Below are 21,391 nucleotides of genomic sequence, written 5' to 3'. Positions count from 1 at the left end.
CCCTTATTTATTTGCCTGCTTATATAGCCGATGACAAAGACGATAATGCCGCCATCGCCGATTCGGTGTCTTTATGAGCCACGAAAATATGGTCGTGGTAATAACCCGCCACCACGTTACAGCTGATGCCTTTATTTGCCAGCACGCGTGAAAACGCGGCGGTAAGGCCCACGGCGGCGAGGGACGAGTGAATTTTCAGGGTTACCCAACTGGCGACATAGTCGTAGCTAACGGCATGTTTATCCGCCAGATCCTGCGGCAGAACCAGCGTCACGCCCTCAGCCTCGCGCACGGTCACAATGGCGGCATCTTTTATTTCCGCAGAAGGTGAGGCTAAAGTGCAAAAGACATATTTCCCGGGATTAAGCTCGGGAGCGGCATTGCTCAGCAGGATTTCAAGGTTATTTTCGCCAGACATGTATCGGTCTCCTTCAGGTGATTGAAGACGGATTAAATAGCGTTTGAACGATAAATAAAAATTAAAAAATATGCTTATGGATTAGTACATCTAATGAAAAGGCGGTGCGCCCTTTATGCACCGCCCTGGCTTATTTATTTCCCGCTCAGCATCTGCCAGAGAAACTCTTCTATCATCGCCTGATGAGACGCCGTCTGGCTATTTTCCGGCGCGCTGCCGTGGCCCGCATCGGTTTCCTCATACAGCCAGACATTGTCATGCCCTTGCTGCTGCATACGCGCCACCATCCGGCGGGCGTGCGCCGGGCTGACTCTGTCATCCTGAGTGCCGGTGGTAAACAGCGTGGGGGGATAATCCACGTCGGCGGACACCTTGTCGAACGGCGAGTAGCGCAGCAGCCACTCTCGCTCTTCGGCAACTTCCGGGTCGCCATATTCGGCAATCCATGAAGCGCCTGCCAGCCAGTTGTGGTAGTTCAGCATATCCAGAAGCGGGACTTCGCACACCAGCGCGCCGAAGAGCGTGGGATAGTCGGTGAGCATATTGCCAATCAGCAGACCGCCGTTGCTGCCGCCCTGGGCCGCAAGCCTGGCGGGGCTGGTGATTTTGCGCGCCACCAGGTCGGCTGCGACGGCAGTGAAATCTTCCCAGGCTCGGTGGCGGTGCTGTTTGAGCGCGGCCTGGTGCCACGCCGGGCCATATTCACCGCCGCCGCGAATATTAGCGACAACGTAGACGCCGCCTTTTTGCAGCCACGTCACGCCTTTCGAACCGAGGTAATGAGGCGTTAAAGAGACCTCAAACCCGCCGTAACCGTACAGCAGCGTTGGGTTATCACCGGAAAGCGTTAGCGCTTTGGCTGAGACCTGGAAGTAGGGAATACGCGTGCCGTCCTCAGACAGGGCGAAGTGCTGAGTCACGCTAAATTCCGCTGCGTCAAAGCAGGTCGGATCCTGTTTGACGAGGCCGAGCGTATCGTTGTCCAGATCGCCATAGCTCAGGCTATTCGGCTGTAAAAAACCGTGGCTGACCAGCCGGTAGCGATTGCTTTCGTCATCAATACCGCCGGCGGAGACATTGGTAAAATCAGGCAGCTCCAGCGTTTTCACGCAGTGGCGTTGCCCGTTTTCGATTTTTATAAAATCGACTTTTTCGACAGCATCCTGGCTCAGGTTAAGCAGGAGGTAATCACGGGTCGAGCCGTAGCCTTGCAGCGTGGTGCGCGAGTTGGGCGTGAAGAGTGGAATGAAATTGCGCTCACCTCGCTGAAAATCAGCTAAATCGATAGCCAGCAGGGCACCTGCGGGCCAGGTTGTCTCAGCTATTGTCCAGTCGGAGGTTAGCGTGACCAGCAGCCAGTCTTTAAAAAATCCGCAGGAGGCATCCTCCGGGACGGCGATAAGCGTCAGCGTGTCCTGCCCGGTCAATAGCCAGGTCTGCCCGCGGTAGAAGTCTTTGCTGCAGTGCACCAGATCGCGCTCAAAACCGGGGGTATCGTCATGCCAGGCTGAAACGGCCATATCCGTAGCTTCGCCAGCGTAAATCAGCGCGGCATCCTGCGGCGATGTGCCACGAACCCAGCGGTAAGCGCAGCGTGGATAGCCGGAGGTGGTGAGCGTGTCGTCACCCGCGTCCAGCGCCAGCAGCAGGGTATTTTCATCCACCCAGCTTGCCGAGCTTTTGCTTTCCGGCAGGAAAAAACCGTCGCGAATAAACGTTTTATTCACCAGATCGAATTCACGTATTTCACAGGCATCGCCGCCGCTGGATAAAAAGATCAGCGCCCGCGAGTAGTCAGGATGAAGCAGATCTGCGCCGTGGTAGCTCCAGTTCGCGTCTTCGTCTTCATTCAGGCGATCGATATCCAGCACCGTTTCCCATTCCGGCGTGGCCGTCAGATAAGAGGCTTCAGACGTCCGGCGCCAGATGCCCCGAGGATGCTCGTCATCCTGCCAGAAGTTATAGACCTTTTCGCGGTAATGGCTTCCCCAGGGAATGTTGGTTTTATCGTCAAGCGACCGCAGGATGGCGCCCCGCATCTGTTGAAAACGTTCTCCTTTGGCGAACCTGTCCGTGGTGCGCTGGTTTTGTTTTTCCACCCAGCTCAGCGCCGCGGCATCTTCCGGGGTTTCGAGCTGGTTAAGCAAATCCTGAATCTCTGGCTGTGTCATCACGCATCCTTTTGTTGGGTAACGGGCCTGCTGTTGACCATATCACTATGCTCTTTTTCATTACACCTTAAGGCTTTTATGGATTCTGTCTGCGGGCTAGAGTTTTTTCGTTTGCAAAACAAATGGCTTAGCAAAAGTGCGTGTTTTCTTGCTTGAAGTGTCTTTTTTACCTGATACTGTATATATAAACAGTATTTGCATTGGCGGTATCATGAACCTTCTCAAACCTGCGGCGCATTGCCCTGACTCTTCTTTACCTCTTTTTGGCGACCTGGTGCAGTGCGGGTTTCCGTCACCGGCTCAGGACTATGTTGAGCAGCGTATCGATCTCAATAAGCTGCTGGTGCGCAATCCCGGCGCGACCTACTTCGTGAAGGCGGCGGGGGACTCGATGGTGGAAGGGGGAATCGGCGAAGGAGATTTGCTTATCGTTGACAGCTCAAGAACGGCGTCGCAGGGCGATATTGTGATTGCGGCCATTGACGGTGCCTTCACCGTGAAGCGCCTGCAGCTTCGCCCGACGGTGATGCTGTTGCCGATGAACAGCGCCTGGTCCCCGATTCCCGTGACCGATGACGTCCCGCTCGATATCTTTGGCGTCGTCACTTTTATCATCAAAGCGGCGGGCTAGATATGTTTGCGCTGGTGGATGTGAACAGCTTTTACGCCTCGTGTGAAACGGCCTTTCGCCCCGATCTCGCGGGCAAGCCGATTGTAGTTTTGTCTAATAACGACGGATGTGTGATCTCGCGCTCCGCCGAAGCCAAGCCCTTCGTGAAAATGGGCGAACCCTTTTTTAAGCAGAAAGAGTCGCTCAGACGGCAGGGCGTGCTGACGTTTAGCAGCAACTACGAGCTGTATGCTGACATGAGCCAGCGTGTGATGGGCGTGCTCGAAGAGCTATTGCCCAGGGTTGAGGTTTACTCCATTGACGAAGCATTTTGCGATTTAACGGGCGTCAGCAATTGCTGCAACCTGAAGGCGTTTGGGCTGTCTGTCCGCGCGGCGATTCTCCAGCGCACTCGTCTGACGGTGGGGGTCGGCATTGCGCCGACAAAAACGCTGGCCAAGCTGGCTAACCACGCCGCAAAAACGTGGCAGGAAAAGACCGGTGGCGTGGTGGATTTATCTCGCCCTGAGCACCAGCGCTGGCTTATGGCAAAGCTTGCCGTGGGCGAGGTCTGGGGCGTGGGCCGGCGAATGTCGAAAAAGCTCGAAGGCATGGGCATCAACACGGTTTTGCAGCTTGCCGATGCGGACATCCGTTTTATTCGCCGGCACTTCAGCGTGGTGCTGGAAAGAACGGTGCGCGAGCTGCGCGGCGAGTCATGCCTTGAAATGGGGGAATTTGCGTCTGCTAAGCAGGAAATCATCTGCAGTCGCTCGTTTGGGGAACGTATTACCGAGTTTGAAGATATGCGTCAGGCCATCAGCAGCTACGCAAGCCGGGCGGCGGAAAAGCTGCGTGCCGAACACCAGTATTGCCGGGTTATCTCCGCCTTTGTGAAGAGCAGCCCGTTTGCGACAAATGAGCCTTATTACGGCAACTGTTCATCCGTTTCGTTGCTTATCCCAACGCAGGACAGCCGGGATATTATCCAGGCCGCGATGCAGAGCCTGGAAGCTATCTGGCAGGAAGGGCATCGCTACCAGAAAGCGGGCGTCATGCTGGGGGATTTCTTCAGCCAGGGCGTGGCGCAGTTCGATCTCTTCGACAGCAGCGTGCCGCGGCTTAACGGCGAAAAGCTGATGACCGTTCTGGATCGCCTGAATAAAGAACAGGGCAAAGGAACACTCTATTTTGCCGGGCAGGGAATACAGCAGCCGTGGGCGATGAAGCGTGAAATGCTGTCGCCGCGCTATACCACGCGTTATGCTGATCTGCCCGTGGCGCGAGTTTGCTGATTTTCGCATGGCAGTGAGATAGTCACTCTGCGGAACTTTTTTTTACCCGGCCTGTCAATATCACAGCTTGAGTTATTGGAGAGTGTTACGAAGTGAAAGGATTTTTGACGGCATTAATACTGATTGCCAGCTTCCTGATTGGCTGCGCGATGTACTACAAAGTGGGTTGTTGGTTTGAGGATGACATCATCAATTTCTATGCCGGAGACGAAGGGTAAAGACCAGGGTAACAACGCAATGTGCCCGCATTATTACCCGGCGGCTTAGCCTTTAAAGACCGAAAACTTTTTGGTCACAGGCTTGAGCTTCTCGGTTTCACCGTAGAGCGCAATGCCCACGAAGTCGAGATCGGCGAAGGGCGTTTCGAGCGTATCTTTGATTTGTTGTTCGGAAGAGTGCGAAAGCATTGTGGTGGTGAAGAAGTTATACAGCACGCCTTCTTCCCGGCATTTCTCAAGCGCCGTCGCCAGCTGGCTGCTGTTCTTAGACTGAAGCACCACCACCGGATAATGATTCATATAAGCACTTAAGCCGCTTTCCTGGTTGGGATAATCATGAAATTTAGGCTCATCCGCTTTGAGCATAATACCGCCGCAAAGGTGGCCCACGGCATTCATTTGCACGCTGACGTCGGCGGTGCGGTTCACGATGACATAAAGCTTATAGTCATTATCTTCGAACATTCTGGCTCCTTATCTGCCATTAAGCGCGTCCTCTGATTTAGCTTAGGACGCAAAGCCAAAGCATAGTAATCATTTTTTTATCTGGCTTCCTGTTTACGATCAATCTTTAAGCCGCGTTTTATCTGCTAGCTGAAATTCTCTCTTACGGAAAAACGGCACCTTATCGAAAGGGGCCGTTTTTTATTGTTTAGCCCGCTAACGCGGCAAAATTGATAAACTCACGCCTGAATCACGCGAATCTGCTAGCATACGCGCCTGCCCGTTATTATTAAGAGATGACCATTGTGACCGCTTTTTCCGCACTGAACGCTTTACCTGAAGCACAACTCGCCAACCTTAGCGAACTGGGGTATCACGAAATGACGCCCGTTCAGGAAGCGGCCTTGCCCGCCATTCTGGCCGGAAAAGACGTCCGTGCGCAGGCAAAAACCGGCAGCGGCAAAACGGCTGCTTTCGGTCTTGGCCTGCTGCAGCACATTGATGCCAGCCAGTTTTTAACCCAGTCGCTGGTGCTGTGCCCGACGCGTGAGCTGGCCGACCAGGTTGCTAAAGAGCTGCGTCGCCTGGCACGCTACATGCCAAATATTAAAATCCTGACCCTGTGCGGCGGCCAGCCGTTCGGCGTACAGCGCGACTCGCTGCAGCATGCGCCGCACATTATCGTTGCCACGCCTGGCCGCCTGCTGGATCACCTGAAAAAAGAAACGGTGAAGCTGAATGCCCTGCAAACGCTGGTGCTGGACGAAGCCGACCGTATGCTGGATATGGGCTTTGCCGACGCTATCGACGAGGTTATCGCCCACGCGCCGGTAAAACGCCAGACCCTGCTTTTCTCCGCCACGTGGCCAACTACCATTGCTGCGATCAGCGGCCGGGTTCAGCGCGACCCGCAAACTATCGAAATTGATACCGTCGATGAACTTCCGTCCGTAGAGCAGCAGTTTTATGAAGTTTCGCGCGGCGGCAAGATTGGCCTGCTGCTGGCGCTGCTGAGCAAACATCAGCCCGCGTCCTGCGTAGTGTTTTGTAATACCAAAAAAGATTGCCAGGCCGTTTGTGATGCGCTGAATGAACGCCACCAAAGCGCGTTAGCGCTGCATGGTGATATGGAACAGCGTGACCGTGACCAGACGCTGGTGCGTTTTGCTAACGGCAGCAGCCGCGTGCTGGTGGCGACCGACGTTGCCGCTCGTGGGCTGGACATTAAAGCTCTGGAAATGGTCATTAACTACGAGCTGTCGTGGGATCCGGAAGTGCACGTCCACCGCATTGGTCGTACCGCGCGAGCGGGGCAAAGCGGGCTGGCTATTAGCTTCTGTGCGCCGGAAGAGGCGCAGCGTGCGAGTGTGCTGGCAGAGATGCTGAATCTTTCGCTGAAATGGCAGCAGGTGCCGTCCGGCGTCTCCGTGAAGCCGCTGGAAGCAGAAATGGCGACGCTGTGCATTGACGGCGGCAAGAAAGCCAAAATGCGTCCGGGCGATATTCTGGGCGCGTTAACCGGGGATATGGGGCTGGAAGGGGCGGACATCGGTAAAATCGACGTCCACCCAATCCATGTTTACGTTGCGGTGCGCCAGTCCGTGGCGCGTCACGCGTGGAAGCAGCTGCAACAAGGGAAGATTAAGGGCAAGTCGGTGAAGGTTCGCCTGCTGAAGTAAACGAATTTTCCCCTCATCCTGACCGTTTCCCCACCATCATTCCCCCTCTCCCCACGGGGGAGAGGGGATAAAAAGAACGCCAATCTATGTTTTCCCCCTCTCCCTTCCAGGGAGAGGGCCGGGGTGAGGGGCATTCCCCCCGATTACTCGCTAACCTTCTCCGCTTTACCCGCCAGCTGTGCCAGGAAATCATACCGCTTCTGCAAATCTGCCGCGGCGTCTTTCCAGAGCTGCTCGGCGACTTCCGGCTGCTGGGCATTCAGGCGACGGAAACGCTGCTCTTTCATCAACGTATCGGCCAGCGCATCGGACGGTGGACGGGAGTCCAGCGCCAGCGGCAGCTTGCCTTCGTCCGCACGGCGCGGGTCAAAGCGGTAGAGCGGCCAGAAGCCGGTGGCGGTCAGCTGACGCATCTGGTCATGGCTCAGCGCCAGATCGTAACCGTGCTCTTCGCAAGGACTGTAGGCGATGATCAACGACGGGCCAGGATAGGCTTCCGCTTCCTGAATCGCCTTCATCGTCTGGTTAAGCTGTGCGCCCAGCGAAATCTGCGCCACATACACGTGGCCGTACATCATCATGCTGACGCCCAGGTCTTTACGCGCCTTGCGCTTGCCGTGCTCGCCGAACTTGGTAACCGCGCCCAGCGGCGTAGCCTTAGAGGCCTGGCCCCCGGTGTTGGAATAACACTGCGTATCCAGCACCAGAATATTGACGTTCTCGGTCAGGCTCAGCACGTGGTCGAGGCCGCCAAAGCCGATGTCGTAAGCCCAGCCGTCGCCGCCAATCAGCCAGATGGATTTCTCCACCAGCGCGTCGGCGTCGGTGACCAGCTGACGAGCATCCGCATCGTCTACGTTAGCCAGATGCTTGCGCAGCTCAGCAACCTGTTCGCGGCGAACTTCCGGTGTGGCTTCGGCGTGAAGCTGCTCGTTAAGCTCAGCCGGGAGTTTATCGGCAAACTGCCCCAGCAGGCGCATGACGCGGGCGCGGTGCTGATCCACCGTCAGGCGGAAGCCCAGGCCAAACTCGGCGTTATCCTCAAACAGCGAGTTTGCCCATGCAGGCCCGCGGCCGTTGGCGTCGGTGGTGTACGGCGTGGACGGCAGGTTACCGCCGTAAATAGACGAGCAGCCGGTAGCGTTCGCGATAAGCATACGGTCGCCGAACAGCTGGGTCAGAATTTTAATATACGGCGTTTCACCGCAGCCGGAGCAGGCGCCAGAGTACTCAAACAGCGGCGTTAACAGCTGAGAAGTACGAATGTCGATGCGCTCCAGGCTGGCACGATCGATTTCCGGCAGCGCGAGGAAGAAGTCATAGTTTTCTTTCTCTTCTTCAACATGCTCAAGGCGGGACATCATATTGATGGCCTTGATTTCCGGGTTCTGACGGTCTTTCGCCGGGCAAACTTCCACGCACAGGTTACAGCCGGTGCAGTCTTCCGGGGCCACCTGCAGCACATATTTCTGGCCGCGCATATCGCGGGACTTCACGTCCAGAGACTGCAGGGCTTCCGGGGCGCCATCCATTGCCTCCGGCTGAACCACTTTGGCACGAATAGCCGAGTGCGGGCAGGCCGCCACGCAGTGGTTGCACTGGGTACAGATATCCGGCTTCCAGATAGGGATTTCTTCGGCAATGTTGCGTTTTTCCCACTGGGTAGTGCCCATCGGCCAGGTGCCGTCAGGCGGCAGCGCGGAAACCGGCAGGGCATCGCCAAGCCCGGCGAGCATGGCGGCGGTGACGGTTTTCACAAAGTCAGGGGCGGCGTCGGACACCACTGGAGGGCGCATCGCGCTTTCCGGGTTAACCGCCTGCAGAGGCACTTCGGCCAGAGAATCACGAGCCAGCGCCAGCGCCTGCCAGTTACGCTCGACGATTTCCGTCCCTTTGCTGCTGTAACTTTTGGCAATCGCGCCCTGCAGCTCCGCCAGCGCGGTGTCGCCCGGCAGGATCTGCGTCAGGTGGAAGAACGCCATCTGCATCACGGTGTTGATGCGGGCGCCCAGATGGCATTCACGGGCGATTTTCGCCGCGTTAATGACGTACAGCCTCGCCTGTTTCTGGTTGAGTACTGCCTGAACTTCCTGCGGCAGTCGGCTCCAGACTTCGTCGGCGGCGTAAGGCGTGTTCAGCAGGAAAATACCGCCGGGCTTCAGGCGCTCGGCCATCTGGTACTTGTCGATAAACTGCAGCTGGTGACAGCCGACGAAATCGGCTTTCTCAATCAGGTAGGTGGAGTTGATTGGCTGTTCGCTGACGCGCAGATGCGAAACCGTCAGGCCACCGGCCTTTTTGGAGTCATAAACGAAGTAGCCCTGGGTAAACCACGGCGTGGAGTTCCCGATAATTTTGATGTTGTTCTTGGTGGCCGAGACGCTGCCGTCGCTGCCCAGACCATAAAACAGCGCTTCCAGTTTGGCGCGGTTAGGCAGGGTGTTTTCCGGTAACGGCAGCGAAAGGTTGGTTACATCGTCGTAAATTCCGACGGTGAAGCGTGGGCGTGGTTTGGCTTCGCTCAACTCGTTAAAGATAGCCAGCACGCATTCCGGGCCGAACTCTTTGGACGACAGCCCATAGCGGCCGCCGATGACGCGAGGCAGCGTTTCACGGTCGCCGCGGCTCACTGCTTCGGCAAGCGCGGTCATCACGTCGAGATACAGCGGTTCAGCGAGGGCGCCTGGCTCTTTGGTTCGGTCAAGCACCGCCACCTGGCGCGCGGTTTGCGGCAGAACCGCCAGCAAATGTTCGGCGGAGAAGGGGCGGTACAGGCGAACCTTCAGTACGCCGACTTTCTCGCCCCGGGTCAGAAGCTCATCCACGACCTCTTCGCAGGTGCCGACGGCGGAGCCCATCACGATAATCACGCGTTCGGCTTCAGGATGGCCGTAATATTCGAACGGACGGTAGCTGCGGCCTGTCGTCGCAGCAAAGTCGTTCATCGTCTGTTCAACGTGAGCATAAACCGCGTTGTACCAGGGGTTGGTCGCTTCACGAGACTGGAAATAGGTATCCGGGTTAGCCGAGGTCCCGCGAATCACCGGATGTTCCGGGTTCAGGGCACGAGCGCGATGCTCGTCGATCTCTTTTTGCGGCAGCAGGCTGCGGAGGGTGTCATCCGCCAGCGGCACGATTTTGTTAATTTCGTGCGAGGTGCGGAAGCCGTCGAAGAAGTGAATAAACGGCACGCGGCTTTTCAGGGTCGCAATGTGCGAAATCAGCGCGAAGTCTTGAGCTTCCTGGACGCTGCTGGCGCACAGCATCGCACAGCCGGTCTGACGCACGGCCATCACGTCCGAGTGGTCGCCAAAAATGGACAGCGCGTGGGTTGCCACGGTACGCGCGGCAACGTGGAGAACAAAAGGCGTCAGCTGGCCAGCAAGCTTGTACAGCGTCGGGATCATCAGCAGTAAACCCTGCGACGAGGTAAACGACGTGGAAAGCGCGCCGGTTTGTAGCGCCCCGTGCACCGCCCCGATCGCGCCGGCTTCCGACTGCATCTCGACTACGCGAGGCGTATCACCCCAGACGTTTTTTCTGCCGTCGCCGGACCAGGCATCGGCCTGTTCGGCCATCGTTGAGCTGGGGGTAATAGGATAGATGGCAATTACTTCGCTGGCACGAAACGCCACGGAGGCGACTGCACCGTTGCCGTCGATAGTGATCATAAGACACCCTTACATTGCGCAAAATAAAGGGACCCGCCTGCCTGCCTTGAGTCCCGTAATAACCCCCAATTATAGTACGTCCATCTATCTGCTTGAAGTTGCTGAGCCTCCGAGTGCACAAATTGATCCAGGCATGGCGTGACGCGTGAGTGAAATGTGTTACCTGAATATCTTATGGTGATTAAGAATTTGTAACGCGGGCAAGATGCGGTATGGATAACGCTTTCTCAGAAGAAGGCGACAAAATGTCTACAGGATCGTTAACAACGCTGGCAGGAGCGCTATCGGATGTCTGGCGTTCACGGCTGCTTGGGCAGGTCGGCCAGGCCAATATCAAGCTGATCAAAATGGGCGGCGAGGGGATTCCCGATGAGTCCCATACCGGGTTTGAAGAATTACTGGTGGTGATTGAAGGGCAGATGACGCTGGTGGTGGACGACAAAACCTTCTCGCTCGAAGCCGGGGATTATTATCTGGTGCCCAAAGAGGCGGTGCATCGCGTGCTGCCCGGCAGCCACGGCACGCTGTTACTCATCGATGCAGAGCCGCATTGAACGCCGGGGCGCTCAGAAAACTCTGATGTTTTAGTTTGAAAGGTGATCTAAGCCACATAAAACAACACACTTTATTGCTTTGTGCTCTCGACGCAGCGGGAGCCATGCGCCATTATGCAAAGGTTTTGCATATTCAGACGGGAGAGAGAAGCCATGCGCGCTGCGTTTTTAGCCGGTTGTGCCGCACTGTTATTATCAGCATGCAGTAATGAACCCCCTCAACAGGCCACTGCGGCCCACGTACCCCCCGGCCTCAGGGCGGCGATGTCCAGCCAGGGCGAAGCGAACTGTGCGATGATTGGCGGCACGATGAGCGTTGCGCGTCAGCTGGACGGCAGTGCGATGGGCATGTGTGCTATGCCGAACGGCAAACGCTGTAGCGAGAACTCGCTTGCCGCTGGCACCTGTGGAAGCTACTGATTAATTAACCAGATCGGCCAGTTTGTACGTCAGCGTGTGCTGGCCGCTTTTCAACACCAGCTGCTGGTTTGCCAGAGAAACGTTAGCCCCGGCGGTCAGCATCTCATTAATACGGTGATCCAGGTCGTTAAGCTGTGGCTCAACGCAAAGCATCATAGTCATGCCCAGCCCTTTCACCTTCAGCGTATTGTTCTCAAGCGTAGCCTGGCCCATAAAGCGGTTACACATCGCGCCAGAAATATGCATGTTCTCACCGAAGCTCAGCTCAGGCGCGCGTTTGGTGTTTTTAACGACCAGAGGCTTGCCGTCAACGCTCTCCAGCACAAAACGGTGGTGCTGCAAATCTTGTGCAGTCACGGAACCTTTATCCGCCGGTTGGGCACAGCCCGCCAGAACAACGCTTGCCAGCATCAGTGAAGCAAACTTTTTCATCTCTTCTCCCTAAGGTTTATGTGTCATCAATGAAAGGGCGCCACTTTCGCAGGATGTGGCGCATGAATCAGTAAGGATATTCTTAAAATAAACCCTCTTCCTGCGAGAAGAGGGTGTGAAATCAATTAATTTGGTTCGGGCAGGGCTCGCCTTTTTCTAACTGACGCAGGTTCTCAAGCGTAGTTTCAGAAATGCTGATCAACGCTTCAGCCGTCAGAAACGCCTGGTGGCCGGTAAACAGCACGTTATGGCAGGCGGAAAGACGGCGGAACACGTCGTCCTGAATCACGTCGTTAGACTTATCTTCAAAGAACAGATCGCGTTCGTTCTCGTACACGTCCATGCCCAGCGCGCCGATTTTCTGATGCTTCAGGGCGTCAATCGCCGCCTGGGAATCAATCAGTCCACCGCGGCTGGTGTTAATCACCATCACGCCGTCTTTCATTTGATCAAAGGCGCTTTGGTTCAGCAGATGATAGTTTTCCGGCGTCAGCGGGCAGTGCAGGGAGATAATATCGGACTGCGCGAACAGCGTTTCGAGGTCGACATACTCTACGCCTAAATCCAGCGCCGCGGCGCTTGGGTACGGATCAAACGCCAGCAGGCGCAGGCCAAACCCCTTCAGGATACGCAACGCGGCAATGCCGATTTTACCGGTGCCGATGACCCCGGCGGTTTTGCCGTGCATGGTAAACCCGGTTAATCCTTCCAGAGAGAAGTTGGCGTCGCGGGTACGCTGATAGGCGCGATGGATGCGGCGATTAAGGCACATCATCATCCCGATAGCGTGTTCAGCCACGGCTTCCGGCGAGTAGGCAGGCACGCGAACAACCGGCATACCAAGCTCTTTTGCCGCGTCTAAATCTACGTTGTTAAAGCCGGCACAGCGCAGCGCGATAAACTTAACGCCATGTTTTTTTAGCTCTTCCAGCACCGGGCGACTACCATCATCATTAACGAAAATGCACACGCCGTCACAGCCGTTGGCGGTTTTGGCCGTTTTTTCGCTCAGCAGGAAGTCAAAAAATTCAAGATCAAAGCCATACTCCTGGTTAACCTGCTCCAGATACTTTTTGTCGTACTGTTTTGTGCTATAAACCGCAAGTTTCATAAGACTTATCTCCAGAAAGGGTTGGTTCTAAAATTATCATGCTTAAAATAATCATACAATTTATAAACTGAAATTTTAACGGCAGGTGACTATTTCACTTTCCGGGCAGACTATGCTTAATGCAGCCGCTGCCTTCACGCCCGGCCTGAATCGTGCCAGAATAATGACATATTTCGGCTTAAATTGTCGCTGAATCAGGATATTAACCACCCATGAAGGGTAAATACAAAGCCGCTCTAGCCCTGCTGCTTGCGCTCATTCTATTGCCGCTGTCGCTGCTGCTCACGGTGGCCCACTGGCTGCCAACGCTCGCCGGTATCTGGCTGCCTCAGGGGACGCGTATCGCCATGGAGGCCAGCCCACGCCTGCACAACGGCGCGATTGTGATTCCCGATCTTCGCTATCTTGCCGGGGAGTGCGAGCTTGCAAGCCTTAAGGATGCGACCCTCAGCCATCCGAGCCGCTGGCGGCTGCATCTCGCCGCGCTCAACCTGAACCCCGACTGCATCAGCAAAATCCCGGCGGAGGACTCTGCGCCTGCCGCGCCGCGTACCCTTGAAGAATGGCAGAAAATGCTGCCGAACACCTGGCTGACTATCGACCAGCTTAACGTTACCCCGTGGCTGCAATACGCGGGAGCGCTGCATCTCTCGCTCACGCCGCGGCAGCAACGGCTGGATTATCAGGGCAAATTGCTCACGCTTTCTGCCACCCTCAAAGGGCAAAACCTGCGGGTCAGTGAACTGAAAGTTGGAGCGTTTGAAGGGCTTCCGCCGCTTGAGCTGGTCGGCGACTTAACGCTGCCGTTAGTGCCAGATGGCCTGCCAACGGACGGCCAGGTTGCGACCCAGCTGCAAATTCCGCAGGAGCCGGACAGGCTGAACGTCGCCCTTAACTGGCACACAAATGCAGGGACTTTGACGGTCAAAAAATCTCAAGGCGACGAGGCGCCGCTGCTGAACATTCCCTGGCGTCTGAGTGAAAAGGCCTTTGACATTGACGCCGGGCAGTGGCGCTGGCCTTATGAAGGTTTCCCGCTGGGCGGCGGGCTGACGCTGAAAGTTGAAAACTGGCAGGACGGGCTGGATAACGCGGTATTTACCGGGCGCATGAACGTGCTGACCCAGGGCGCAGCCGGGAAGGGCAACGCCGTGTTAAATTTCGGCCCCGGCAAACTCAGCCTGACCGACAGCGCCTTGCCGCTGCAGCTCACCGGCGAGGCGAAGCAGGATCGGCTGATTTTTTACGCAGTGCTGCCGGGGCAGCTGACGGGTGCCTTGACCGACCCGGCGCTGTTGTTCCAGCCCGGCGCGCTGCTGCGTTCACGCGGGCGCCTCATTGAAACCCTGAACATCGACGACGTGCGCTGGCCGCTGGCGGGCGTACGCGTTTCCAGTAAAGGCGTGGACGGCAGGCTGCAGGCTATTCTTCGTGCCCACGATAATGAAATGGGAGCCGTTGAGCTTCACCTTGACGGCAGGGCGAACGACTTCCTGCCGGACGCCGGGCTGTGGCAGTGGCGTTACTGGGGTAAGGGCAGCTTCAGGCCGATGCAGGCTAAATGGGACGTGCGTGGGCTTGGCGAGTGGCGGGACAGCGCCATCGAGCTGAGTTCGCTGTCAACCGGCTTCGACAAACTTCAGTACGGCTCGATGCTGATGTCCAAACCTCGCCTGGTGTTGGACAAGCCGCTGCGCTGGGAGCGTGACGAACAAAAAGAGACCTTTAACGGCGACTTCTCGCTTGATGCAGGCGCCACCACCTTTAGCGGCGGCAGCACCTTGCCGCCTTCAACGCTTAAGTTCAGCGTAGATGGGCAAAACCCGACCTCTTTCCTGTTCAAGGGCAATCTGCATGCCGGGAAGATTGGCCCGGTGCGCGTAGTGGGGCGCTGGGACGGAGAGCGCCTGCGCGGCAATGCCTGGTGGCCAAAACAAACGCTCACCGTGTTCCAGCCTTTGCTGCCAGCTGACTGGAAAATGGATCTCAAGGGCGGCGATCTGTACGCCCAGGTTGCCTTCTCCGCCGCCGCAGAACAAGGCTTCGAGGCCGGAGGCCACGGCGTGGTGAAAAGCGGCAGCGTCTGGATGCCCGACAACCAGATTAACGGCGTCGACTTCGTGCTGCCGTTCCGCTTTAGCGATTCTACCTGGCACCTTGGCACCCGCGGGCCGGTGACGTTGCGTATCGCCGAAGTGCGCAACCAGATAGCGGCGCAGAACATTACCGCCGATCTGGAAGGCTGGTATCCGTGGAGCGAGCAACAGCCGCTGCTGCTGACCAACGTCAGTGCGGATGTGCTCGGGGGCAAAATTTCAATGCAGCAATTGCGCATGCCGCAGCGTGACGCGGCGCTCTTGCGCCTGACAGGGCTGTCTTCCAGCCAGCTGGTAACGGCGATTAACCCTAAACAGTTCAGCATGTCCGGGCGCTTCAACGGCGCGCTGCCGCTGTGGCTCAACCATGCGCAGTGGATTATCAAAGACGGCTGGCTGACCAACCCGGGGCCGATGACCTTCCGCATGGATAAAGACATGGCGGACGCCATCGTCGACAACAACATGGCGGCGGGCGCGGCCATCAACTGGCTGCGCTATATGGAAATATCACGCTCCTGGACCCAAATCGATCTGGATAACCTCGGCGTCGTCAGGATGCGTTCAAGCGTGACCGGCATTAGCCACGTCGAGGGCAAAACCAACACCGTCAATCTCAACTATACCCATCAGGAAAACCTGTTTACCCTGTGGCGCAGTTTACGCTTTGGCGATAATTTACAAACCTGGCTGGAAGAGAACGCCGCGCTGCCAACAGCTCGCTGCGCCCGACCCGGTGAAGCCTGTGAGGAACCCAAATGAAATACTTTACCGCCGCGCTGCTGGCATCGATGGCCCTGATGCTGGCGGGGTGCACGCCGCGCATCGAAGTGGCCGCGCCCAAAGAGCCGATAACCATCAATATGAACGTTAAAATCGAACACGAGATCCGCATCAAGGTGGATAAAGACGTCGAAAGCCTGCTTAAAAACCGTAGCGATTTGTTCTGATTAGGGGAACGGCGATGAAATCAATGATTAAAGGCGTGCTGCTGGCCGGCCTGTTCTTCAGCGCGTCAGCGATGGCGCTCACCCTGAGCGAAGCTCGTGAACAAGGCCGGGTAGGCGAAACGCTCAGCGGCTATATCGCGCCGATTAAGCAGGACCCAGACACGCTGGCGCTGGTGAAAAGCATCAATGAAGGCCGCGCTCAGCATTATCAGCAGCTGGCGGACACCAATAATGTCTCAATCAACGAAGTCGCGCGGCTGGCGGGGCAAAAACTGGTGGACAGAGCGCCCGCCGGGGAATACGTGCGCGGCCTGAACGGGCAGTGGATGAAGAAATAGCTTTATGTCTATTCCCCCTCTCCCTGGAAGGGAGAGGGAATAAACAATGTTTCCCATAGCTTTTGTTTTCTCCCTCGCCCCTTTGGGGAGAGGGCTGGGGTGAGGGTTACCTTTCAGGCCGCCTGAAAGCGCTTGCGATACTCCCCCGGAGATACACCAAACCTGCCTTTGAACGCCGTTGAAAAATGGCTGTGATCGGCAAATCCCCAGCTGTAGCCAATGCCTGCCAGCTTCTCGCTGTGGCTCGCCGTACGTAGCGCCTGGGCGCAGAGATCGAGCCGCCGGTTTTTGATGTACTGAGCCACCACCAGGCCTTTATCGGCAAACAGGCGATAGAGGCTTCGCACCGACATCCCGGACTCGGCGGCAATCCACTCCGGGCGCAGGGTTTCCGACTGAATATGTTCGTCAATCAGCGTCATTACTTTTTGCAGATGGCGATCGCGCTTTGAATGCGGCAGGCTGTGCCGGGTCAGCGCCGGAGCAAGCAGACAGGCAATCGCCTCAAGCGTGGCTTCACTTTCTCCGCCGGTCAGGCCGTCGCTGCCCATGCTTTCACGCAGCAGGCCGTGGCTGAGGCGAACCATCGGCATTTCGGCCGGGAGCCTTTGCGCGCAGGGGATTTCCCCCAGACGCAGGTGCTGCTCCAGCAGGTGGCGGGGCAGCAACAGCGAAACCTGCTTCGCCCCGTGGGTATAGGTAAAACAGCTGGGGCGTGAGGCGTCGATAAGCGTGATATCTCCCTGGCCGAGCACGGCCTGGTTTTCCCCTTGCTCCATCACGGCTTCGCCCTCCAGCTGGAAGACGGTATAGAACCAGGCGTCGTTGCTTTGGGCGACTTCGCGGCTTGTTCTGAGCAAACGAGCCTGGTTAATCTCTACCACGCTGAGTTTAATAGCATGGGCAAGATGCTCCCTCAGGCTGCCGTGAAACCCTTGCTCAAGCGCCGCGCCCGAGAAACGACCACATGCGACATTCACCTTCTCCAGCCATTTTTCGAATCGCTCGTTATGTTGTCTTTCCGCCATAGATCCTCACTTATCGCCGCCCGAAGCCAATAACTATAGGTAAACGTGATTCAAAAAAAGAATCATCATCAACATTTGTGTAGCGTGTCACAGCCAGCAAAGCGAATGTCAGCCGCAGAAAACCCTAACCTCAACATAACGCCTAGAATGAAGGGGTGCTACACGATAATGACCTTGATAAGGAGATGCTATGACTGAGCCAGAAACGGTAAGCGTGCTGGGCAATGTGCGCCAGTTTCTTCAGCGTTCTCATGGGCTTTACATTGACGGCGGCTGGCAGGAGTCTGACAGCGAAGCGCGTCTACCGGTTTTTAACCCTGCAGACGGGCAACAGATTTCCAGCAGCGCCGATGCCAGTGTGGCGGATGTTGACCGGGCGGTAACGTCTGCCTGGCGTGCGTTTAGCAGCGGCGTATGGGCTAATATGCTGCCTGCCGGGCGAGAAAGAGTCCTGCTGCGTTTCGCAGATCTGCTTGAGCAAAATACGGAACAGCTGGCGCAGCTTGAGACGCTTGAACAGGGCAAGTCCATCAACATTTCCCGCGCGTTTGAGGTTGGCTGCACGCTGAACTGGATGCGTTATACCGCAGGCCTGACGACGAAAATCAGCGGCCAGACGCTCGATGTGTCTATTCCTATGCCGGAAGGCGCACGCTATCAGGCGTGGACGCGCAAAGAGCCGGTTGGCGTTGTGGCGGGCATAGTACCGTGGAACTTCCCGCTGCTGATTGGCATGTGGAAAGTGATGCCGGCCCTGGCCGCAGGCTGTTCTATTGTCGTTAAGCCTTCGGAAACCACGCCGCTGACGCTGCTGCGCATGGCGGAGCTGGCGACCGAGGCTGGCGTACCGGACGGCGTATTCAACGTGGTGACAGGCAGCGGCGCGGGCTGTGGCAAAGCGCTGACCGAACATCCGCTGATTGCCAAGGTCAGCTTTACCGGTTCGACCGCGACGGGAAAGGGCATCGCCAGAGCGGCGGCAGACAGGTTAACGCGCGTAACGCTGGAGCTGGGGGGCAAAAACCCGGCTATCGTGCTGAAAGATGCCGACCCGGCAATGGTCATTGAAGGCTTAATGGCGGGCAGTTTCCTCAATCAAGGGCAGGTGTGTGCCGCCAGCTCGCGGATTTATATCGAGGCGCCGCTGTTCGACACGCTGGTGAGTGGTTTTGAGCAGGCGGTGAAATCACTGCAGGTAGGGGCGGGCATGGATCCGGCCGCCCATATCAACCCGTTAGTTTCGAAGGTTCAGCAGCAAAAAGTCGCCGGTTATCTGGCCCAGGCAGAGGAGCAGCGGGCTGAACTTATCTCCGGCAATCCAGGCCCGCAGGGCAGCGGCTACTACATTGCGCCGACGCTGGTGGTAAACCCTTCAGCCAGCCTGCGGCTCACCAAAGAAGAGGTCTTTGGCCCGGTGGTCAACCTCGTGCGGGTGGCGGATGCGGAAGAAGCGTTGCGGCTGGCTAACGACAGCGACTACGGCCTTACGGCGAGCCTGTGGACCAACAGCCTGCAGGCGGCAATGCAGTATACCGGGCGCATTCAGGCCGGTACGGTTTGGGTAAACAGCCACACGCTTATCGATGCCAACATGCCCTTCGGTGGCATGAAGCAGTCAGGCACAGGCCGCGATTTTGGCCCCGACTGGCTCGACGCCTATACCGAAACCAAAACGGTTTGCGTGCGTTACTGAATGTGAGCACATTTCGGCGCTTATCACGGCCCGGAATTATCTGTCGCTGGTAATCTGATGGTCCCCCTCCCGCGAGGGGAGATCGTTGTCCGATCTTGACCATTAATCATGATAATAAATGTTGCTACCTTCAGACCGGGTTTTCCCGGTCTTTTTTTTGCATTTTTTTGTCAAGAAGGCGCTATTTTAGTCATGAAGTATTTGCGTTAAGTGACTATCTCTTCGGGCACACATTTGTCCATGCGACCTTATTTTGCGTAAAACTTACGGCAATGTAACATTTATGGAAAAACAACCAAAAATGAGCAGCCCGGATTTATCGGCATATTTCCCCGAAATGTAAAATTGATGTAAATCAAAGCCTGTTCCATAACCTTATGAATTATAACTGTTAGCTATTTGTGTTTATGTATTCATTCGTCGGGGTTATCGATCGCTATGCCCCGGCTCCTTCCTTTTAAGTAACACACTGTTAACAATAAATGATTGGTGAGGTTAAATTTTCTTTGGTAGGATTTTTCTTGCAAACGATTCGGGAAAAGGATGGGGCCAGTTTGATCCCCCGAATTAAATAAGTCATATTGCGTGTCGCCTTTATATTAAGAGGCAGTGAAATTGTGACCTTCATTTTTTAAGAAGAAACGAAAGCGAAGGATAGTTTTCTACCTCTTTTTAGTCAGAACGTATTGTTTCATGAAATTAATGCAAAACCACGCTGTGAGTATTTAAATTTAAATATTACAGCCGTTTAAAAGAAATAATTTATCGAGCCGTGCCTGTTTATATCCAATACAGGACGGCACAACATCATCCAGATTATTACGTTGGATAAGGATATCGCCGTCTATGCTTCAGTCTTATTCCCTGCCAGCCATGATCCTTGCCGTTCTTTGCCTCGGCAGCGGCATGCAGGTGAATGCCGCGCCGACACCGGCCTGGGCCACGGCACCCGGCATTGCGCAGGCGTCAACCCTGACGCTGGGGGAAAGTATTCTGTTCGCGCTCGACCGCGATCCGTCCGTCTCTCAGCAGGCGGCGCAGTTCGGTATTGGGCAGGCGCAGATTGATCAAGCCCGAAGCGCCTGGATGCCGCAGATTTCTCTCAACGGCAGTACCGGTCACTCACGTACCACGGACTCAAGCGGCTCGCTCAAGAACTCGGCGGCCTACGGACTGAGCCTGACTCAGCTGGTGTATGACTTTGGTAAAACCAACAGCAACATCAGCCAGCAGCAAAGCCAGCGCGAAAGCTACCGCTATCAGCTGATGGCGACGCTAACCGGCGTGGCGGAAAAAACCGCCCAGGCGTATGTCGACCTGAAGCGTAACGAGGCGCTGGTCGCGGCGACGGAAGAGAGTATCGCCGCGCTGCAAAACGTGAACACCATGGCAAAGCTGCGCGCTGATGCCGGGCTGAGTTCAAGTTCAGACGTGCTGCAAACCCAGACGCGCATCGCCGGTATGCGCTCGACGCTGGAGCAGTACCTGGCCGCGGGACAGAGTGCAAAGGCCAGGCTGGCGGTGCTAACCGGCGTAAGCGCCGCGAACTATCAGGCCATGCCCGCGCGCCTGGCGCTGGAACAGGCACCGCTCGACAACATCGATTACTCGCTGATCCCCAGCGTGCTGGCCGCTGAGGCGATGCGTGAATCCTCGGGATATGCCGTAGAGAAAGCAAAATCAGGCCACTGGCCGACGCTAAGCCTGCGGGGCGGGCGTACGCGCTACCAGTCCAACAACAGCGCGTACTGGGACGACCAGATTCAGCTTAACGTGGATGCGCCTATCTATCAGGGCGGCGCGGTTTCCGCCCAGGTCGAGCAGGCACAGGGCGCAAGGCGCATTGCGGCCTCTCAGGTCGAACAGGCCAAATTCGACGTGCTGCAGAAGGCGTCGGTGGCGATGGCCGACTGGAACGGGGCCAAAGGCCGTGAGACGGCGGGAAAGTTGCAGCTAGAGAACGCCCGGCGCGCCCGCGAAGTTTATAAAAATGAATATAAGCTCAGCAAACGCAGCCTTAATGATTTATTAAGCGTAGAGCAGGATGTTTTTCAGGCCGCCTATGCGCAAATTAATGCTGATTTTGACGGCTGGCAGGCCGCGGTAATTTACGCTGCTGCCGTGGATAATTTATTACCCCTGACAGGAGTAGAAAAAAATGCCGCGTCGAAATTACCTGATTTGAAATAAAGAGAGTCAGGGCAGTGGGTTAGCCTCACTCGCCTGAAAATAAGTTGATGTGAAATGAGAGCTGGATTTCTCA

General features: G+C 56.3%; 17 protein-coding genes. 10 read left to right on the top strand and 7 right to left on the bottom strand.

The genetic code is table 11. The features are described 5' to 3' along the window. Positions 1 to 19: 19 nt before the first annotated feature. The gene (locus HX778_RS22115) at positions 20 to 418 is read right to left on the bottom strand and encodes an ACT domain-containing protein (RefSeq protein ID WP_176983080.1); all 399 of its coding nucleotides are present in this window, start codon (positions 416 to 418) and stop codon (positions 20 to 22) included. Positions 419 to 552: 134 nt separating this feature from the next. Then, positions 553 to 2,589: a prolyl oligopeptidase family protein gene (locus HX778_RS22110; protein ID WP_176983079.1), complete on the bottom strand. Its 2,037-nt coding sequence runs from the start codon at positions 2,587 to 2,589 to the stop codon at positions 553 to 555. 211 nt (positions 2,590 to 2,800) lie between these two features. Between HX778_RS22110 and umuD the strand changes: the two genes are divergently transcribed. Together umuD and umuC are read left to right on the top strand one after the other, a co-directional pair. Then, complete coding sequence (gene umuD / locus HX778_RS22105) at positions 2,801 to 3,220, top strand: translesion error-prone DNA polymerase V autoproteolytic subunit (RefSeq protein WP_176983078.1); 420 nt, start codon at positions 2,801 to 2,803, stop codon at positions 3,218 to 3,220. 2 nt (positions 3,221 to 3,222) lie between these two features. Continuing rightward, positions 3,223 to 4,494 carry a translesion error-prone DNA polymerase V subunit UmuC gene (gene umuC, locus HX778_RS22100; RefSeq protein ID WP_176983077.1) on the top strand — a complete coding sequence of 424 codons (1,272 nt, stop codon included), beginning with the start codon at positions 3,223 to 3,225 and terminating at the stop codon, positions 4,492 to 4,494. 263 nt (positions 4,495 to 4,757) lie between these two features. Here umuC and HX778_RS22095 read toward each other — a convergent pair whose 3' ends face one another. Continuing rightward, a complete protein-coding gene (locus tag HX778_RS22095; protein WP_176983076.1) occupies positions 4,758 to 5,177 on the bottom strand; it encodes a DUF2000 family protein in 420 nt (139 codons plus the stop codon). A gap of 284 nt (positions 5,178 to 5,461) precedes the next feature. On the opposite strand from HX778_RS22095, the gene dbpA reads away from it, so the two are divergent. Further along, positions 5,462 to 6,835 (top strand): ATP-dependent RNA helicase DbpA, encoded by a 1,374-nt coding sequence (dbpA, locus tag HX778_RS22090; RefSeq protein WP_176983094.1) that lies wholly within the window; start codon positions 5,462 to 5,464, stop codon positions 6,833 to 6,835. A gap of 143 nt (positions 6,836 to 6,978) precedes the next feature. Here dbpA and nifJ read toward each other — a convergent pair whose 3' ends face one another. Continuing rightward, entirely contained in the window at positions 6,979 to 10,506 is a 3,528-nt protein-coding gene (nifJ, locus tag HX778_RS22085) for a pyruvate:ferredoxin (flavodoxin) oxidoreductase (RefSeq protein ID WP_176983075.1), read from the bottom strand. A gap of 212 nt (positions 10,507 to 10,718) precedes the next feature. Between nifJ and HX778_RS22080 the strand changes: the two genes are divergently transcribed. Both HX778_RS22080 and HX778_RS22075 read left to right on the top strand, forming a co-directional pair. Next, positions 10,719 to 11,060, top strand: coding sequence for a cupin domain-containing protein (locus HX778_RS22080; protein WP_255483490.1), 342 nt, complete (start codon positions 10,719 to 10,721; stop codon positions 11,058 to 11,060). Positions 11,061 to 11,213: 153 nt separating this feature from the next. Next, on the top strand, positions 11,214 to 11,480 hold the full coding sequence (locus HX778_RS22075; RefSeq protein ID WP_038472049.1) for a DUF333 domain-containing protein: 267 nt from the start codon (positions 11,214 to 11,216) through the stop codon (positions 11,478 to 11,480). Here the strand turns inward: HX778_RS22075 and hslJ are convergent, their stop codons facing one another. Together hslJ and HX778_RS22065 are read right to left on the bottom strand one after the other, a co-directional pair. Next, on the bottom strand, positions 11,481 to 11,912 hold the full coding sequence (gene hslJ / locus HX778_RS22070; protein ID WP_038472052.1) for a heat shock protein HslJ: 432 nt from the start codon (positions 11,910 to 11,912) through the stop codon (positions 11,481 to 11,483). It abuts the gene before it with no gap. A 121-nt stretch (positions 11,913 to 12,033) separates the two neighbouring features. Continuing rightward, entirely contained in the window at positions 12,034 to 13,023 is a 990-nt protein-coding gene (locus tag HX778_RS22065) for a 2-hydroxyacid dehydrogenase (RefSeq protein ID WP_038472054.1), read from the bottom strand. Positions 13,024 to 13,235: 212 nt separating this feature from the next. On the opposite strand from HX778_RS22065, the gene HX778_RS22060 reads away from it, so the two are divergent. From HX778_RS22060 to HX778_RS22050, 3 genes are read left to right on the top strand one after another with little or no spacing between them, the layout of a single operon-like run. Next, on the top strand, positions 13,236 to 15,881 hold the full coding sequence (locus HX778_RS22060) for a YdbH family protein (protein WP_176983074.1): 2,646 nt from the start codon (positions 13,236 to 13,238) through the stop codon (positions 15,879 to 15,881). Further along, on the top strand, positions 15,878 to 16,069 hold the full coding sequence (locus HX778_RS22055; protein ID WP_038472059.1) for a YnbE family lipoprotein: 192 nt from the start codon (positions 15,878 to 15,880) through the stop codon (positions 16,067 to 16,069). The genes HX778_RS22060 and HX778_RS22055 overlap by 4 nt, the downstream gene beginning before the upstream one ends. Positions 16,070 to 16,083: 14 nt before the next feature. Continuing rightward, positions 16,084 to 16,407 carry a YdbL family protein gene (locus tag HX778_RS22050; protein ID WP_176983073.1) on the top strand — a complete coding sequence of 108 codons (324 nt, stop codon included), beginning with the start codon at positions 16,084 to 16,086 and terminating at the stop codon, positions 16,405 to 16,407. 113 nt (positions 16,408 to 16,520) lie between these two features. Here HX778_RS22050 and feaR read toward each other — a convergent pair whose 3' ends face one another. After that, entirely contained in the window at positions 16,521 to 17,435 is a 915-nt protein-coding gene (feaR, locus tag HX778_RS22045; RefSeq protein WP_176983072.1) for a transcriptional regulator FeaR, read from the bottom strand. Positions 17,436 to 17,625: 190 nt separating this feature from the next. On the opposite strand from feaR, the gene HX778_RS22040 reads away from it, so the two are divergent. Then, the gene (locus HX778_RS22040) at positions 17,626 to 19,128 is read left to right on the top strand and encodes an aldehyde dehydrogenase family protein (protein WP_176983071.1); all 1,503 of its coding nucleotides are present in this window, start codon (positions 17,626 to 17,628) and stop codon (positions 19,126 to 19,128) included. Between the two features lie 846 nt (positions 19,129 to 19,974). After that, entirely contained in the window at positions 19,975 to 21,318 is a 1,344-nt protein-coding gene (locus HX778_RS22035; RefSeq protein WP_038472069.1) for a TolC family outer membrane protein, read from the top strand. The last annotated feature ends 73 nt before the right edge of the window (positions 21,319 to 21,391 follow it).

It is taken from the genome of Cedecea sp. P7760, assembly GCF_013386425.1.
GTDB classification, from domain to species: Bacteria; Pseudomonadota; Gammaproteobacteria; order Enterobacterales; family Enterobacteriaceae; genus Cedecea; species Cedecea selenatireducens.
This window is presented reverse-complemented; position numbering and strand designations above follow the sequence as displayed.